17 protein-coding genes are annotated in these 15,616 nt (G+C 39.8%); 4 read left to right on the top strand and 13 right to left on the bottom strand.

The genetic code is table 11. The annotated features are described in order from the left end of the window. Positions 1 to 71: 71 nt before the first annotated feature. Both argS and NMM19_RS04085 read left to right on the top strand, forming a co-directional pair. Positions 72 to 1,763 (top strand): arginine--tRNA ligase, encoded by a 1,692-nt coding sequence (gene argS / locus NMM19_RS04090; RefSeq protein WP_254730077.1) that lies wholly within the window; start codon positions 72 to 74, stop codon positions 1,761 to 1,763. A 260-nt stretch (positions 1,764 to 2,023) separates the two neighbouring features. Continuing rightward, positions 2,024 to 2,272, top strand: coding sequence for a MarR family transcriptional regulator (locus NMM19_RS04085; protein WP_254730075.1), 249 nt, complete (start codon positions 2,024 to 2,026; stop codon positions 2,270 to 2,272). 33 nt (positions 2,273 to 2,305) lie between these two features. Here the strand turns inward: NMM19_RS04085 and NMM19_RS04080 are convergent, their stop codons facing one another. From NMM19_RS04080 to rpmF, 8 genes are all read right to left on the bottom strand, one after another. Next, on the bottom strand, positions 2,306 to 2,515 hold the full coding sequence (locus tag NMM19_RS04080; RefSeq protein WP_254730073.1) for a hypothetical protein: 210 nt from the start codon (positions 2,513 to 2,515) through the stop codon (positions 2,306 to 2,308). Between the two features lie 69 nt (positions 2,516 to 2,584). Further along, positions 2,585 to 3,052, bottom strand: a complete 468-nt coding sequence (gene nrdI / locus NMM19_RS04075; RefSeq protein ID WP_006154931.1) for a class Ib ribonucleoside-diphosphate reductase assembly flavoprotein NrdI — start codon at positions 3,050 to 3,052, stop codon at positions 2,585 to 2,587. A 75-nt stretch (positions 3,053 to 3,127) separates the two neighbouring features. Beyond that, positions 3,128 to 3,658, bottom strand: coding sequence for an ABC transporter permease (locus NMM19_RS04070; RefSeq protein ID WP_254730071.1), 531 nt, complete (start codon positions 3,656 to 3,658; stop codon positions 3,128 to 3,130). A 62-nt stretch (positions 3,659 to 3,720) separates the two neighbouring features. Beyond that, entirely contained in the window at positions 3,721 to 5,007 is a 1,287-nt protein-coding gene (locus tag NMM19_RS04065) for a response regulator transcription factor (protein WP_254730069.1), read from the bottom strand. Between the two features lie 2 nt (positions 5,008 to 5,009). Further along, positions 5,010 to 6,683, bottom strand: coding sequence for a sensor histidine kinase (locus tag NMM19_RS04060; RefSeq protein WP_254730149.1), 1,674 nt, complete (start codon positions 6,681 to 6,683; stop codon positions 5,010 to 5,012). After that, a complete protein-coding gene (locus NMM19_RS04055; RefSeq protein ID WP_178894526.1) occupies positions 6,661 to 7,275 on the bottom strand; it encodes a YesL family protein in 615 nt (204 codons plus the stop codon). Before NMM19_RS04055 ends, NMM19_RS04060 begins: the two co-directional genes overlap by 23 nt. A 570-nt stretch (positions 7,276 to 7,845) precedes the next feature. Then, a complete protein-coding gene (rpmG, locus tag NMM19_RS04050) occupies positions 7,846 to 7,995 on the bottom strand; it encodes a 50S ribosomal protein L33 (RefSeq protein WP_001265622.1) in 150 nt (49 codons plus the stop codon). Between the two features lie 15 nt (positions 7,996 to 8,010). Beyond that, a complete protein-coding gene (rpmF, locus tag NMM19_RS04045) occupies positions 8,011 to 8,193 on the bottom strand; it encodes a 50S ribosomal protein L32 (protein WP_000290417.1) in 183 nt (60 codons plus the stop codon). A gap of 216 nt (positions 8,194 to 8,409) precedes the next feature. Here rpmF and ilvD point away from each other — a divergent pair, with 216 nt between their 5' ends. Continuing rightward, positions 8,410 to 10,113: a dihydroxy-acid dehydratase gene (gene ilvD, locus NMM19_RS04040; RefSeq protein WP_045613736.1), complete on the top strand. Its 1,704-nt coding sequence runs from the start codon at positions 8,410 to 8,412 to the stop codon at positions 10,111 to 10,113. Positions 10,114 to 10,173: 60 nt separating this feature from the next. Here the strand turns inward: ilvD and NMM19_RS04035 are convergent, their stop codons facing one another. The 3 genes from NMM19_RS04035 to tgt form a co-directional block, all read right to left on the bottom strand. Next, entirely contained in the window at positions 10,174 to 10,515 is a 342-nt protein-coding gene (locus NMM19_RS04035) for a metal-sulfur cluster assembly factor (protein WP_254730067.1), read from the bottom strand. 117 nt (positions 10,516 to 10,632) lie between these two features. Next, on the bottom strand, positions 10,633 to 12,450 hold the full coding sequence (locus tag NMM19_RS04030; RefSeq protein ID WP_254730065.1) for an acyltransferase family protein: 1,818 nt from the start codon (positions 12,448 to 12,450) through the stop codon (positions 10,633 to 10,635). A 134-nt stretch (positions 12,451 to 12,584) separates the two neighbouring features. After that, positions 12,585 to 13,727, bottom strand: coding sequence for a tRNA guanosine(34) transglycosylase Tgt (gene tgt / locus NMM19_RS04025; protein ID WP_004250663.1), 1,143 nt, complete (start codon positions 13,725 to 13,727; stop codon positions 12,585 to 12,587). A gap of 116 nt (positions 13,728 to 13,843) precedes the next feature. Between tgt and NMM19_RS04020 the strand changes: the two genes are divergently transcribed. Beyond that, a complete protein-coding gene (locus tag NMM19_RS04020; protein WP_254730063.1) occupies positions 13,844 to 14,701 on the top strand; it encodes a DUF975 family protein in 858 nt (285 codons plus the stop codon). 47 nt (positions 14,702 to 14,748) lie between these two features. Here the strand turns inward: NMM19_RS04020 and NMM19_RS04015 are convergent, their stop codons facing one another. After that, positions 14,749 to 15,111 (bottom strand): DUF1304 domain-containing protein, encoded by a 363-nt coding sequence (locus NMM19_RS04015; protein WP_254730061.1) that lies wholly within the window; start codon positions 15,109 to 15,111, stop codon positions 14,749 to 14,751. A gap of 10 nt (positions 15,112 to 15,121) precedes the next feature. Next, on the bottom strand, positions 15,122 to 15,547 hold the full coding sequence (locus NMM19_RS04010) for a MarR family winged helix-turn-helix transcriptional regulator (protein WP_254730147.1): 426 nt from the start codon (positions 15,545 to 15,547) through the stop codon (positions 15,122 to 15,124). Positions 15,548 to 15,616: the final 69 nt, after the last annotated feature.

Genomic DNA, 15,616 nt, shown 5'->3' with positions numbered 1-15,616 from the left:
AAATTCTCTTCTTTCCAAAAAAATGTAGTAAATTGTGTTAAAATAGTAGAAAAGCCCTAAAGGAGCCTTAAATGAATACAAAAGAATTGATTGCTAGCGAGTTGGCTAGCGTCATTGATAGCCTGGATCAAGAGGCTATTTTAAATTTACTAGAAACACCTAAAAACTCAGATATGGGAGATGTCGCCTTCCCTGCCTTCTCATTGGCAAAGGTTGAACGTAAAGCTCCTCAAATGATTGCTACTGACATCGCTGAAAAGATCAATAGCCAAGCTTTTGAAAAGGTTGTAGCAACAGGTCCTTACGTAAACTTCTTCCTTGATAAGGTTGCCATTTCTGGTCAAGTTCTACAAAACGTTATCACTGAAAAAGAGCACTACGCTGACCAAGAGATTGGCAATCAAGAAAATGTTGTCATTGACATGTCTAGCCCTAATATTGCTAAACCATTTTCAATCGGTCACCTTCGTTCAACAGTTATTGGAGATAGCTTGTCACATATCTTCCAAAAAATCGGCTATAAAACTGTCAAGGTCAACCATTTGGGAGACTGGGGTAAACAGTTTGGGATGCTGATTGTTGCCTACAAGAAATGGGGTAACGAGGAAGCTGTCAAAGCCCATCCAATCGATGAACTCCTCAAGCTCTATGTCCGCATTAATGCTGAAGCTGAGAACGACCCAAGCTTGGATGAAGAAGCGCGCGAATGGTTTCGCAAGCTTGAAAATGGAGATGAGGAAGCTCTTGCTCTTTGGCAATGGTTCCGCGATGAAAGCTTAGTAGAATTTAACCGCCTATACGATGAATTACAAGTTGAATTCGACAGCTATAACGGGGAAGCCTTCTACAACGACAAGATGGATGCAGTTGTAGACATCCTTTCTGAAAAAGGACTTTTGGTCGAATCAGAAGGTGCCCAAGTTGTGAATCTTGAAAAATACGGAATTGAACACCCAGCTCTTATCAAGAAATCTGACGGCGCGACTCTCTACATCACACGTGACCTAGCTGCAGCTCTCTACCGTAAAAACGAATATCAATTTGCCAAATCAATCTATGTTGTTGGTCAAGAGCAATCTGCTCACTTCAAACAACTCAAGGCTGTCTTGCAAGAGATGGGGTATGATTGGAGCCAAGACATTGTCCATGTTCCGTTTGGATTAGTAACAAAGGAAGGGAAAAAACTTTCTACTCGTAAAGGAAATGTTATCTTGTTAGAGCCAACTGTCGCAGAAGCCATCAGCCGTGCTAAAGCGCAGATCGAAGCAAAAAATCCTGAACTTGAAAACAAAGACCAGGTTGCCCACGCTGTTGGAGTTGGGGCTATTAAATTCTATGACCTTAAAACTGACCGTACAAATGGCTACGACTTCGACCTCGAAGCCATGGTATCCTTTGAAGGGGAGACTGGCCCTTATGTTCAATATGCCTACGCTCGTATCCAATCAATCTTGCGTAAAGCTGATTTCAAACCTGAAGCAGATGCCAACTATAGCTTGAACGATGCTGAAAGCTGGGAAATCATTAAACTAATCCAAGACTTCCCACGTATTATTAAACGTGCAGCTGATAACTATGAGCCGTCTATCATCGCTAAATTTGCAATCAGCTTAGCTCAAGCCTTTAACAAATACTATGCCCACACTCGTATCTTAGATGAAAGCCCAGAACGTGACAGTCGCCTAGCTCTCAGCTATGCAACAGCAGTTGTCCTTAAAGAAGCCCTTCGTCTGTTGGGTGTAGAGGCGCCAGAGAAGATGTGATTCAGTACCAACAATTGGAACTAAAGGTTCCTAATTGTTGGACACTAGCCGCTTTTATGCGGACTAGCTAACTGCCTCACTAGTCATGGCCCCTAAATATAATCGATTTAGGGGCCACGACGTCGTAAATGAGGCGACTTGCCTAAACGCTTCACTAATTAATAACAAGTAGCTAGGCGCTTACAGTACTATCACTCGAAAAATAAAAAAATTTACTTTTATCTTACCACCTACTTCTTTATCACTTAGGGAGAATTTTTATGAGCCAGTATGCTTATATTCTAGTTGTTATCAGTCTTCTTTTTCTCTTTCTTGTCAACAAATATGAAAAAGAGAAACTTCAAAGACTGCTTCAGAACCAACTATTGAAAGACCAAGCTTTTCGTGCAACTATCGAAGAGAAAATCCAAACGATAGAAAATATCAATGATGTCATTGACTACATCAACAAAGGCTACCGTTTAGGGATTCCTATTTCAAAAGAAATCGTTGACGAAATTCGCAACTAACAAAAAGACTCGAGATGCATTTCTCGAGTCTTTTTATTTATTTCTGACAGCTAAGATTTCTACCAGGATAACAATCCCTAAGGATACCATGGTTCCAAATGGTGCTGCATCTTCATCAAAAATTTTCTCAGAGAACAGTAGCAGAGCAATCGCTAATAGTAGCAAAGCACTGCATAGCAGAATATCCTTGAAGCTTGGTTTGCGTTTTATATACTTTAAAAATGATTTCTGTAGTTTACTCATTTCGATTGTCCCCTTTGAAGTAAATCCTTTATCCATAGAATAAAACTCTTCCTCAGAAAATCTAGCCTCTTATAAAGCTTCTAATTCATACAAGTCTGCAATAATCCCAGCAACCTTCTTGATGTCTCCTAGCATTCCGCGCATTTCAAAGTCAGCTAGGACTGGAAAACCAAAGCGCTGGCTATATTGCTTGGCGGTCAAACAGTATTGGTTATTGAAATTGCGGTTACCCGATCCTACGACACCAAAACACTTGCTAGCATTATCACCATATGCGATAAAGTCACCTACTGGAGTGGTCAAGATTTCCACATCTCCATTATCAACGCCATTGCCACCTTCTAGGTAAGTCGGTAGAAAAGCCACATATGGGTTGGTCATCTCAAAGAAGTCTTCTCCTTCCTTGACCAAGTCTTTAATATGAATTTTTTCCACATCAATATTCGCATACTGCTCCAACAAATAAGCTTTCAAACGTGTCACAAAACTCTCCGTGTTCCCACTCAGACTGATATAAACTAAGGAAATTTTTTTCATCTTTTCCTCCCTCTTTCTCGAATCCAAAAAAATAACTACCAAGATTGTATCTTGATAGTTATCCTTTGTCAACTCTTAGGCGAGTTCTTCCTCTTGAGATTCTGTTAGTTCTTTTTGCTGACGCCATATTTTATAAAAGACGATTCCCAAAAAGATAACATTGATGACGATGAATATGATAGTGGTTACTTTTGACATGACTTCCATTCCTAAACGAAGGGTGTCATCTTTAATCAATTGCATAGCATCTTGTAGATTCATATTGTCATGGACTAGTCCAACAATGGCTAGCAAGGCATATCCAACATAAGTGTAGTTTGCCAACTGCAAGTTCTTACGAATTAAGAAAACAAAGGCTACTACAACTAAGATAGCAGATAGAATAATTAGTATCGTGTTAAAAATAGAGTGAGATGACTCAGACACTTGGTGGGCATAGTTAACAGCATCTTCTATTTGTTGAGCACTAAGTGTCCCAACATTTTCTTGGCTAGCACGAAGGGCGTCCTTACTAGGTACTGGAGTGAGTATTCCAACTACTGCCAAGAATGAACTAATCGCTGATAACACCAATAAAACCCATAGATAGATTGGTTTCTTTTTCATAAAAGTAACCTCCTCATATTTTTTAAACTTATTATAGCATATTTTAAAATGGATAACAAAAGTTAGAGGGTGACCTCAATCTGCTTGCGGTAGGCCTTTGGAGACTTTCCACATAGTTTTCGAAAGACCTTGTAGAAATACCCTACATTACTATAACCAACCGTATAGCAAATATCCTCAATACTATCGTTTGTAGACAGCAAGAGTTGCTGAGCTGCTTTAATCCGTTGCTTATTTAGGAGTTCTGCAAAAGTTGAATTGGTTTCCTTCTTGATTAACTGACCTAAGTAAACAGGGTTGATAAAGAGGTCCTTACTGATATCCTTGAGAGACAGCTCTTTTTTATAGTCTCTACCAATGACTTCGAGTACACTGACGACATTTTCATTCATGCGGTATTGACCAAAGAAGGACGTCAAGGTTTCTTTTGTATAAGCCACTAAGTCCTCAAAGTTAGTAATAGCATGAATTCTCTTGACAATATCTGTCATATCATCTGCTTTCAAATGTTCAAAGAGATGGAAGACATCCATAACAAACTGAGTAAAGAGTTGCTTGGTGATGGATACCCTAGGTGTGTTTTCTAGCACAATCTTCTCGAGTAGGTTTAACTCATCGATAATCTGCTGAAGATTTCCCTGGATAATCACCCGATAGATGGGTTCATAATATGAGAAGAGACTTTCAGACTGATCGAGGTTTACAGTTCCATAGAAAAGTGCTTTTTCTACATTAAATTTCCATTTCTCAAAGTTGGCCTGATAAGGTGCCCCAAAAGGCAGAACGAGTAAACCGTCGAATTTCTGGTCCGCAATCACAATTTGCCAGTCCTGACCTAAAACGTAGTAAGGAATAACAAAATCCCCTTGTTTTTCTTTTGAAAGACCAATCCACCAGTTTTCTTTTTGAGAAAGATGCGCATTAAATGCTTCTTCATCTAATTTTTGACTTAAAATTTCTGGTTCATGCACTTTCTCACGAAGTTGACCAAGGATTTTCTCAAGTAAATGCTCCAGTTCAACCTTATCAACTGGTTTGACAAGGTAGTCTACAACATTGAGGTTCATGGCTTTCTTGACATAATCAAATTCTTGATAGCCTGAGAGAAGGATATAATATGCATCTGGCAACAATTCCTTCATCTCCCCAATCATTTCAAGACCTGTCTTGTCAGGCATGTTGACATCAGAAATGACGACATCTACAGGATGCTCTCGAACATAGTCCAATGCCTCGTCGGCATGGTTGGCTGTTGCGACAACTTCCATATCCCATTTTTCAAAAGGAATCAAACGCTTAAGTCCTTCTGTAATCATGTACTCATCATCAACTAATAGTACTTTATACATGTTTATCCTTTCTCTTCGTCCTGAATGGTGATTCTATATTGAACACCCTTTTGTTCAGCAGATTCTACGCTAATGTTATAGCGGTCTCCAAAGTAGAGTACAAAGCGTTCGTGGATATTCACAATCCCAATCGACTGTCGCTGCCCCTTATAATCTGCTGTGTGTTCAAAGGTTCTTTGAGCCAGTTTAGCTTGGATTTCTGCTAGTTTTTCAGGAGACATCCCACGACCATTATCGGTTACCAAGATTTCGACATAGCCATCTTTTTTCAAAGCCTTGATACTGATAACATTATCTGTTCTTTTGTGATCAACTCCATGGGCAAAATAATTTTCCACCAAAGGTTGGAGGGTGAACTTTGGAATACGCATTTCTTCCAATTCAGGATCAATTTTAAATCCATAGGCAATGGATTTTGGATAGCGAACCATACAGAGATAACTGTACTTCCGACAAAACTCCACTTCTTGTTTAAGGGTCGTTTCTCGCTCGTCAGAGATATTATTGCGTAGGAGACTACTGAACTCATAGATGATATCAGCTAATTCATTTTGGTTCTCCATAACTGCATACATTCGCAAAAATTCCAGAGTATTATACATGAAATGCGGATTAATCTGAGCTTGTAGCGCTCGCATGTTGGCATCTTTTTGATTGAGTTCCAGTTGATAAATATCGTGAATGTTACTTTCCAGTCGATCCAACATGTCATTTGTCGACTCGGCAATTAGAAGCAACTCCTGGTCCTTTTTGTTTGTATCAATTCTCTTGGTCTGCTCTCCCTTAGTAATGGCTTGAATGGAATCCACCAAGTCCACAACCTGACTTTGATAGTCAGAAAAGGTCCTTCTTAAGGTCATATATAAAATGATGATAAAGAGGGCGCTCAAACCTAAAATAAGTGCCGAACTTGCTAAGGTCCCACTCCAAACATAATCCTTTGGTACAGCTACTCGAACTTGATAACCATGGGCTGTTGTTCCTACTAACCAAGATTCATTAGTCCCTTTTGCCCCTATATAGAACATATCTGTTTCATATGGTGCAATGACAGTTACTGCTACAGGAATTGTTCCCCTAGTATTGTCAATCGCCTTATAGAGGAATTCTGGTTCTACGGAAATATAAATGACCCCTAGAGCTTGGTCCGATATGGGATCAGACACTGGAACAGCGAAACTATTGGCGTCCGGTTTAAAGCTATCAGCTGGAATCTTCTGTCCACCTCGGTTTCCTCTTTTGGAAACAAATACATCTGTTGAATCCTGTAGAACAATCGACACACCCGTTACAAAATCGTTTCGCACGTATATATCATCAATATTTTCATAAATGGAAACAGAAATATAAGGCGACGCCTTGCGTTCTAACTGCCAATAAAAATAATCCGGCGTGCTGAGACTAAAATATTTGTAAATCCCTTCGATGCGGGCTTGATTCTCGACCAATTCCTGAGCTAGGCGGGTTGATTCTCGATAATAGTATTCAACCTCATCAACTGTTCGAGCGAGAACACGCTGGCCAACACGATTGGCTTCCCTTTCACGCATATCCCAGTCTGCATAAGAAATCAAGAGAGCAAAGCAGGAAATGATGATAATCATTACCAGACTATAAATTCTTAGGAGTGAGTGGAGGCGAAACTGTTTGGTCTTATTTGGTTGCCAATTTTTCATGAATACTTTCATAAACAGGCTCCAATAAATCACTAATAAAGAAATGCCACATCCCAATACCTACAAAAGCGATGAGGGCCGGCATATAGAAACCAATAATGGCTAACAAGACGCTACCAAATAGAACCTTGGCCACTGCTGATAAACTCATAAAAATTCCGATAAAGGCAAGCTTTAGGGTGTTTTTATAGGATAATTCAAAGTAAACCTGCAACTTTAAAGATACCGTATAGGCCAAAAATACCAAGGCTACTAAAAAGATATTTAGAAAGGTTGCTGCCAAGTGAATAATAGTCTGGTTTGGCAATTGAATCATCAGATACAAGCCATAAATCAAGATGAAGTCAATCCCTATAAAGGTGTAAAAACTGAGATTGCTTTTTACAAAATTGCTCTTAAATAAAGCCCATGCTTCCTTGAAACGATAAGCACGATAAGAATAACCGTGTTCTGCATATAAACTCATGAGAGTTGCACTAGCGGGTGCTATACCAAAGACCACTCCTCCTGCTAGTGTCAATAACCAAAAATAAGCCGTCGCAATCATCCCCAAAAAGAAACGATGAAAGACTAGCTCAATGAAATTTCCCACGGTTTGCCTCCTATACATTAATCTAGTTTTATTATAACATATTTCAAGCGCTCTCAAAAATAGGAGCAGTAAAAAATAAATACATTTATTGGTTTAATAATGATATTTGTACTAAAATAAAGATAGATAGAGATACCGATTAATGACCAAAGAGGGTTTCAGAAAAGTTCAACATCTTTGCAGATTAAATAATTACTATTCAAATCAATTATTGGCTTTATAAAATAACGAAAGGAGTACTAGCCATGACTATTTCTATTTTAAGAACTACTTTGTTTTGTGTTGTGCTTATATTGAGCCTTTTCTCTGATAAATTGTTCAAACAACATGTAAAAATCGTAAAAATAATTTGCACTATAATCTTATTAGTCATTTCATTATCATATCTGTTCTAAGTTATTTTAAGAATACAGGAATTTGTTCGTCCTGTATTCTTTTTTCTGCCAAAATGTACATTGATCAAATAAATAACAAGTTGATAAAATTGATATGTGATTTCAAAACAAGACAAAAACGCTCCAGGCAATAGGACTAGAGCGTTTTTCTTATGTATTAATTCGTATTGAATGCTTACTTCACTTCTGTAAACACAACGTGTTTGCGAAGTTTTGGTGAGTATTTCTTCAATTGAAGACGGTCTGGAGTGTTACGTTTGTTTTTAGAAGTAAGGTACAAGCGTTCACCAGATTCTTTGTGTTCAAGTGTAATATTTACGCGCATGGTATCTCCCTTCTATTATTCAGCTGATGCAGCTTTAGCAATCTTACGTCCTTTGTAGTATCCTTTAAGTGATACGCGGTGAGAACGTGAGTAATCTCCAGTAGTTTCGTCAAAGTTTACAGACGGAGCTGTTACTTTGTAGTGTGTACGACGTTTGTTTTTCTTCGCTTTTGAAGTGCGACGTGCAGGTACTGCCATTTTGTTTTCTCCTTTTAAGATATAATTCAGTTAGGTTTGATTTTCATCAACTTTAATAGTATATCAAAACTTTTTTGTAAAGTAAAGTTACTTGACAAAAAAAGATTAATTTTTTTATAGTTCATTATTGAATTGTCTGAAAATTCAAGAATTTTCTTCTGTTCATTGCTTTTAAAATGTGCTATAATGGAACAAACTGAAACGGGAGGGACTTGAATGACAGAATTAGATAAACGTCACCGCAGCAGTATCTATGACAGCATGGTTAAATCACCAAACCGTGCCATGATGCGAGCAACCGGGATGACAGATAAAGACTTTGAAACACCTATTGTAGGTGTCATTTCAACCTGGGCAGAAAACACTCCATGTAATATTCACTTGCACGACTTTGGTAAGCTTGCAAAAGAAGGTGTCAAATCTGCTGGTGCTTGGCCTGTTCAATTTGGAACCATTACGGTAGCAGACGGGATTGCCATGGGAACGCCTGGTATGCGCTTCTCCCTAACGTCACGTGATATCATCGCGGATTCTATCGAAGCTGCCATGGGTGGTCACAACGTAGATGCCTTTGTGGCTATCGGTGGCTGTGATAAGAACATGCCTGGTTCTATGATTGCCATTGCCAATATGAATATCCCAGCCATTTTCGCCTACGGTGGTACTATCGCCCCTGGAAAACTGGATGGTAAAGACATCGACTTGGTTTCTGTATTTGAAGGTATCGGTAAGTGGAACCATGGTGACATGACGGCTGAAGACGTCAAACGTCTCGAATGTAATGCCTGCCCTGGCCCTGGTGGTTGCGGTGGTATGTATACTGCTAACACCATGGCTACTGCTATCGAAGTTTTGGGCATGAGCTTGCCAGGTTCTTCTTCTCACCCAGCTGAATCTGCTGATAAGAAAGAAGACATCGAAGCTGCTGGACGCGCTGTCGTCAAAATGCTTGAACTCGGTATCAAACCGTCTGATATATTGACTCGTGAAGCCTTTGAAGATGCCATTACAGTTACTATGGCTCTCGGTGGTTCTACAAATGCTACTCTTCACTTGCTCGCCATTGCCCATGCGGCTAATGTTGACTTGTCACTTGAGGACTTCAATACCATCCAAGAGCGTGTGCCTCACTTAGCCGACCTGAAACCTTCTGGTCAGTATGTCTTCCAAGACCTCTACGAAGTCGGTGGTGTGCCTGCGGTTATGAAGTACTTGTTGGCAAATGGATTCCTTCACGGAGACCGTATCACATGTACTGGTAAGACGGTCGCTGAAAACTTGGCTGATTTTGCAGACTTGACACCAGGTCAAAAAGTCATCATGCCACTTGAAAATCCTAAACGTGCAGACGGTCCGCTTATCATCCTGAACGGTAATCTTGCTCCTGATGGTGCAGTTGCCAAGGTATCTGGTGTGAAAGTTCGTCGTCACGTTGGTCCAGCCAAGGTCTTTGACTCTGAAGAAGATGCTATCCAAGCTGTCTTGTCAGATGAAATCGTTGATGGCGATGTTGTCGTTGTTCGTTTCGTTGGACCTAAGGGTGGTCCTGGTATGCCTGAGATGCTATCACTTTCTTCTATGATCGTTGGTAAAGGTCAAGGAGACAAGGTTGCCCTCTTGACAGACGGACGCTTCTCTGGTGGAACTTATGGTCTAGTTGTCGGACATATCGCACCTGAAGCTCAGGACGGTGGACCAATTGCCTACCTCCGCACAGGTGATATCGTCACAGTTGACCAAGATACTAAAGAAATTTCCATGGCTGTATCTGATGAAGAACTTGAAAAACGTAAGGCAGAAACAACCTTACCACCACTCTATAGTCGTGGTGTCCTTGGTAAGTACGCCCACACCGTATCTTCTGCATCACGTGGTGCTGTTACAGACTTCTGGAATATGGAACAATCTGGTAAAAAATAAGCAAATTAAAAGCAAGTCACTGTAGACTTGCTTTTTTTGTGTTTTTCAAAATAGGAACAACTATCGTGGAGGAAGTCCTAGAGCTATACGCCCATAACGACTAATACGTGTGATCTTCCAGGCAGGAGACCAGGTCACCTCAACCTTGACATCCTCAATCCCATCAATTTGTTTTAAACCTGCCACAATCTCAATCGGCAGACTTTCTGCACAGTCACAAGCAGTATCGGTGAAGGTCATGACAATCGTACAAAGTCCAGCCTCATCTAAATGAATCTCATAAATCAATCCAAGATTGTATACATCTAGTTCTACATCTGTATCATATACTTTTTCGAGTACTTCAATGATTTGGTCTTCCAAGGTTAGAGCGCGGTCATTAATCTTGATGTCTTCTCTCATTGCATTCCCTCCATTTTTTGACTGCTCCTATTTTCTCATAATTCTGACAATTTGGCAAGTTTTTCTCAATCCTGTTTAAAGCAAAAAAGTAGAGATTCTATCTCTACTTTTTATTGATTATTTTGATTTGACAGGTTTGTCTGCCAGAGCTTTAACGGCATTATTAATAGTTTCTGCATAAAGTTTAGCGCCTTCATCCTGCTTAGTGGTATCACTACCGAAGTGAACTCGGTCTGTCCCTTTCCAAATATCTGGATGATCTTTGGCGACTTGATTCCAATCTGCAAGTGCAATATATGGATACTTTTGTGCCAATTCACGCGCATAGCTTGCATACTGTTCTACGTAAGGTTGCGTTTCCTGCGTTGTATCACCCTCGTATGGAGTTACAAGGACAAGCTGATGTCCCTTAGGTAGATTTGTTATCAGTAGATCCAAATCAGCCTTATAATCTTCAGGATTATTAACACCAGTCGCGATGACTACAATTTTAGGCAAGGCTTTATTCTGACTGTAATTCAGCATCAATGCATTTGCTTGTTTGGTATTTCGACTGACTTGACCATCAATCTGAGCATCTGGTAAGATTTCTTTCAGTCCATCTGAAGCACGCAAGGTGACAGAATCTCCGATAATGGATACACCGTCAGATATATTGTAGCGACTTACTTCTGCTTGATCGGCCATAGTTTTTGTTCGAGTAATATTAGTTTGGGCTTGATTGAGACCAGTAACCATCAAATCCGTTTCAAAAGCACCTACTTGTGGAGCTATCAGTATCACGACCAAGGTAATCAAACTAAGAACTCCAACACTACCAGCAAAGATTGGCTTGATGTGAGGAATTTCTTCTGCCATTCGCAAGAGTTTGCTGGACTTCCCTGCAATCAAAGGTTCAATCACATAGAAAGAAAGGGTTGCGAAAAGATAAGAGAAGATAATCGTTAGAATCACTGCTAGTATATTTCCCACCAATTGAGAGAAAATAATATAAAACGGCCAGTGGAAAAGATAGACGGCATAGCTAGTGTCTGCTAAAAAACCGATAATCTTTGGTTCTTCGATTGTCGGAGTTTTCTCATGCAAAAGTCGTGCTGCAACAATCATCAGAAGGGCAGCTAAACTTGCTAACAAGAAGCCAAGTAAATAGGCAAAGAGATAAGTGAATTTCACAAAGAAGGTCAATAAGAGCAAGACTCCGAGCCCAGCTCCAAAGACTAGCAAAGTCTGCTTCAAATCCAAGCTTCTATTCAAACGTTTAAGAAGTGGCGTTGCATGACGAACCCCAATTACGGTAGCAAGCACACTACCTAAGAAGAACGGAAATACATGAGTCAAAGTTGAGAAGTAGAGTGTTGAGTAGGAACTAACGATAAAGCTACCAATAAACATAGAAAGGAAGCTAATCATAAAGGTCACTGAGGAAAGTAGGAAAATCATTCCTCGTAGTTGTCCACTTGTTTTTGCTCGTTTGGACAAGAACCAGACTGCTAAGCCCCACAAGATATAGTAATGAACTTCAACAGCTAAGCTCCAGTTGTGAACAAAGAGGTGAGGGATAAACTGAGATTCATAACTTCCTCCTGTCAACATTTCATAGAAGTTAGTCATAAATCCAAGAACGCCGGCAATTTGACCGCCGATTCCTGCCACATAATCCTGACGAACCAAGAACGTGAAAGGCATAACAACGAGGACCATCAAAACAACCGGCGGAAAAATTCGATAGAAGCGTCGTCTAAAAAATCCTAGGACATCAATCTTACCTTTTTGTCCAAATTCTTCTAATAATAGTGAAGTAATTAAAAAACCTGAAAATGTGAAGAAGACGTCAACCCCAAAGAAACCTCCTGGGAAAAGCGTCTGAAAGAAATGGTACAAGAGTACCAAAAGCAAACCTGTAATCCTAATTAAGGAAAACCATTTAATACGCATACGAGTTTATTCTCCATTCATTAGATTGGCAAAAAAGCTATCTAATTTTCAATCCATAATACCTTTATTCTATCAAAAAAAACAGAAAAATCCTAAGATAAAACTTAGGATTTTTAGCTGACATTAAGTTAAATTTAGAAATTACGTCCAGACTTGTTATAGCCATATTTTTCAACAAAATGCTCACGGAATTCCAAAAGATTATCATCCATGATAGCCTGACGAACCTGCTTCATGAGGTTGAGCAAGAAGTAAAGGTTATGGTAACTTGTCAAGCGGATACCAAAGGTTTCATCAGCCTTGAGCAAGTGACGAAGATAGGCACGGGTGTAGTTCTTACATGTGTAGCAATCACACTCTGGATCAAGTGGTGTGAAGTCCTCAGCAAACTGGGCATTCTTGACAACCAAACGTCCTTGGCTAGTCATACAAGTACCATTACGAGCGATACGCGTCGGTAAGACACAGTCAAACATATCAACACCACGAATAACACCATCAATCAAGCTATCTGGCGCTCCTACTCCCATCAAGTAACGAGGTTTATTTTCAGGAAGCAGTTGGGTCGTAAAGTCCAAAACTGCATTCATCTCTTCGTGGGTTTCTCCAACTGCTAGTCCTCCGATAGAGTAGCCTGGGAAGTCCATACTTACAAGATCATGAGCTGATTGACGGCGAAGGTCTTCAAATCCTGCCCCCTGTACAATCCCAAATAAACCTTGGTCATGTGGACGACGATGAGCTTTCAAGCCACGTTCAGCCCAACGACTGGTACGTTCGATTGATTTTTTTACATAATCATAGGGTTGATAAAATTGAGGGCACTCATCAAAGGACATCATGATGTCTGAACCTAAATTATTTTGGATAGAGATGGCCTTTTCTGGTGACAAGAACATCTTAGAACCATTGAGGTGATTCTTAAACGTTACCCCTTCTTCTGTGATATTACGGCTATCTGCTAGAGAGTACACTTGGAAGCCACCACTATCTGTCAAGATTGGTTGGTCCCAGTTCATGAACTTATGCAGCCCCCCAGCACGGGCAATGAGTTCGTCACCTGGTCGAAGCCACAAGTGATAAGTGTTGGACAGGATTATTCCCGACCCCATCTCTTTCAATTCTTCAGGAGACTGAGTCTTAACTGTTGCTTGAGTCCCTACTGGCATAAACATGGGTGTCGGGAAGGTACCATGTGGTGTGATAATCTCACCCAAACGAGCTCCTGTATGTTTTTCTTTCTTAATCAATCGATATTTGATTGGCGAATCTGACATTTTTTACCTCCGAAGCTGGGAAAGACAGTCCCAGTTCTTACTTTGTGCCCAAGGGCATACTGTATGATTCTATCAAAAAAAACAGGAACTGTCACGAACTATGGTATAATGAAAGAATGAAGTACCCAAAAATTAATTTAAAAGAAGTTCGCCAGCAGGCTAGACAATTTCAAGCTGAACACCCACGTCTGCTGCTTGTCTTTTTATTGCCAAGTATTCTCTTGATTCTATCGAGCTTCATCAGACCTTTATCCCTTCTCGACGAGGGCATTCTTGAACAGTCCTTCTTGAGTTTTCTAGGGATCACAATCCAATCTGCTCTCTTTCCGATTGCCGTTGGATTTACAAGCTCCATTATCCTAGCTGGTGCTCTCTTTACTACCATTAATCTTTACAGAATTTCTGAGATAGAGCTTTCCTTTAAAGATAGCCTGTCCTTGCTTGACAACCGCTTCTTTACCCAGACATTTCTAACTCTATTGCTCAAGCGTTTCTATCTCTTTTTATGGAGCATCCCTAATCTTTTTGGAGTCTACTTGCTCTTTTATAGCAGCGCCATGGCTCGTAAATTTGTGGAACTTCATCCCGAATTTCCATCTGTCGACGTGACAAATCCAGATATCGAACACTTCCTACTTACTTTCGCGCTCTACTTCTTTGGTAGTGTCCTTGTAATGATTTTAGGAACCATTCTCTATCTGCCACAATATTATGCCTATTCCCAAGTTGAACTGCTCTTATGTGACACCCTTGCAATCGGGATTGCCAAACCGAGCCGCGTGCTACATACCAGCCGCTTTCTCATGAAAGGCTATAAATTCCAACGCTTTGTCCTTGATTTACAGCTACTTCCTTGGTATATCCTTATCTGGATTAGCTTTGGAATCGCAAGTATCTCTATCTTCCCTTATATCTATAGTAGCCAAATCTTCTTCTATCAAAGGCTACTGGAAATCAAACGCAGAAAAGTTTAACAGCAGTTATTAAAAACCAGCACCTTCATAGAAAGTGCTGGTTGTTTTTATTTTAATAAGAGGATACTCAAAAGAGTTATGATCGCTGGACCACCTTGCTTTAGAATGATTTTTTTATCTGCTGTTAAAGCACCATAAGTCGCTGCTCCTATGACAAATAAAACAAAGATTGTTACGATTTCTAAGCTATGCGAGAAATAAATCCCATAGATAAGAAACACCCCAATCAAAGCATTATAAATACCTTGATTTTTAAACAGTGAGGTGACAGATGGTCGAGTCAACTCTTCCTTTTCCATATTAAAGACTCGGCTGGTTGCATCTGATTGGGTTGCGATACTCTCCAAATAAAAAATATAAAAATGTTCCAAGGCAACAAGTGTTGCTAAAATAGTAGTAATGAGTGACATCGTTTTCTCCTTAAAATTCTATTTTTTCTAGACCTGATACTAGTTTTGTCAGTAAGGTTGTCAGTTCTTTCTGCTCACCAGGCGATAAGATGCTCTCCATCTGTTCCTTCACATTCAAATGATATTTAGGAGGATTGACCAAGAGTTGATTCTTGGCTTCTTGGGTTAATTCAACTAGGACTTCTCGCTGATTGATTGGATTACGCTTACGACTGACATAACCCTCTGACTCTAAAACCTTAAAATGACGGGTCAAAGCTGCCTGGTCAATCTGTAACTTCTCCTGAACGGCAGTTTGGTTACACGGTGACTTTTGCAATAAAAACTGCAGAATTTGATAGCGGGTCAAACTAATTCCCAATTGTTTCTCAAAAAGTTGAGTAATCGTCTGATCTACCAAATGGAGCTGGTACAGTAATTCATGCATTTTTAGTATTTTCTCCTTTTGTCAATATTTGATTTATCAATAATTGACTTATCAAGTATACTACAAATAAATTGACGA

The sequence above is a fragment of the Streptococcus sp. CF8_St5-17 genome, assembly GCF_024295665.1.
Classification (GTDB): domain Bacteria; phylum Bacillota; class Bacilli; order Lactobacillales; family Streptococcaceae; genus Streptococcus.
The sequence above is the reverse complement of the archived record's forward strand: the minus strand, read 5'-3'. Positions and strand labels throughout refer to the sequence as shown.

What these genes read in the sequence shown, in the direction of transcription:
- argS (WP_254730077.1), top strand. Translation starts at nt 72, where the DNA reads ATGAATACAAAAGAATTGATTGCTAGCGAGTTGGCTAGCGTCATTGAT.
- NMM19_RS04085 (WP_254730075.1), top strand. Translation starts at nt 2,024, where the DNA reads ATGAGCCAGTATGCTTATATTCTAGTTGTTATCAGTCTTCTTTTTCTC.
- NMM19_RS04080 (WP_254730073.1), bottom strand. Translation starts at nt 2,515, where the DNA reads ATGAGTAAACTACAGAAATCATTTTTAAAGTATATAAAACGCAAACCA.
- nrdI (WP_006154931.1), bottom strand. Translation starts at nt 3,052, where the DNA reads ATGAAAAAAATTTCCTTAGTTTATATCAGTCTGAGTGGGAACACGGAG.
- NMM19_RS04070 (WP_254730071.1), bottom strand. Translation starts at nt 3,658, where the DNA reads ATGAAAAAGAAACCAATCTATCTATGGGTTTTATTGGTGTTATCAGCG.
- NMM19_RS04065 (WP_254730069.1), bottom strand. Translation starts at nt 5,007, where the DNA reads ATGTATAAAGTACTATTAGTTGATGATGAGTACATGATTACAGAAGGA.
- NMM19_RS04060 (WP_254730149.1), bottom strand. Translation starts at nt 6,683, where the DNA reads ATGAAAAATTGGCAACCAAATAAGACCAAACAGTTTCGCCTCCACTCA.
- rpmG (WP_001265622.1), bottom strand. Translation starts at nt 7,995, where the DNA reads ATGCGCGTAAATATTACACTTGAACACAAAGAATCTGGTGAACGCTTG.
- rpmF (WP_000290417.1), bottom strand. Translation starts at nt 8,193, where the DNA reads ATGGCAGTACCTGCACGTCGCACTTCAAAAGCGAAGAAAAACAAACGT.
- ilvD (WP_045613736.1), top strand. Translation starts at nt 8,410, where the DNA reads ATGACAGAATTAGATAAACGTCACCGCAGCAGTATCTATGACAGCATG.
- NMM19_RS04035 (WP_254730067.1), bottom strand. Translation starts at nt 10,515, where the DNA reads ATGAGAGAAGACATCAAGATTAATGACCGCGCTCTAACCTTGGAAGAC.
- NMM19_RS04030 (WP_254730065.1), bottom strand. Translation starts at nt 12,450, where the DNA reads ATGCGTATTAAATGGTTTTCCTTAATTAGGATTACAGGTTTGCTTTTG.
- tgt (WP_004250663.1), bottom strand. Translation starts at nt 13,727, where the DNA reads ATGTCAGATTCGCCAATCAAATATCGATTGATTAAGAAAGAAAAACAT.
- NMM19_RS04020 (WP_254730063.1), top strand. Translation starts at nt 13,844, where the DNA reads ATGAAGTACCCAAAAATTAATTTAAAAGAAGTTCGCCAGCAGGCTAGA.
- NMM19_RS04015 (WP_254730061.1), bottom strand. Translation starts at nt 15,111, where the DNA reads ATGTCACTCATTACTACTATTTTAGCAACACTTGTTGCCTTGGAACAT.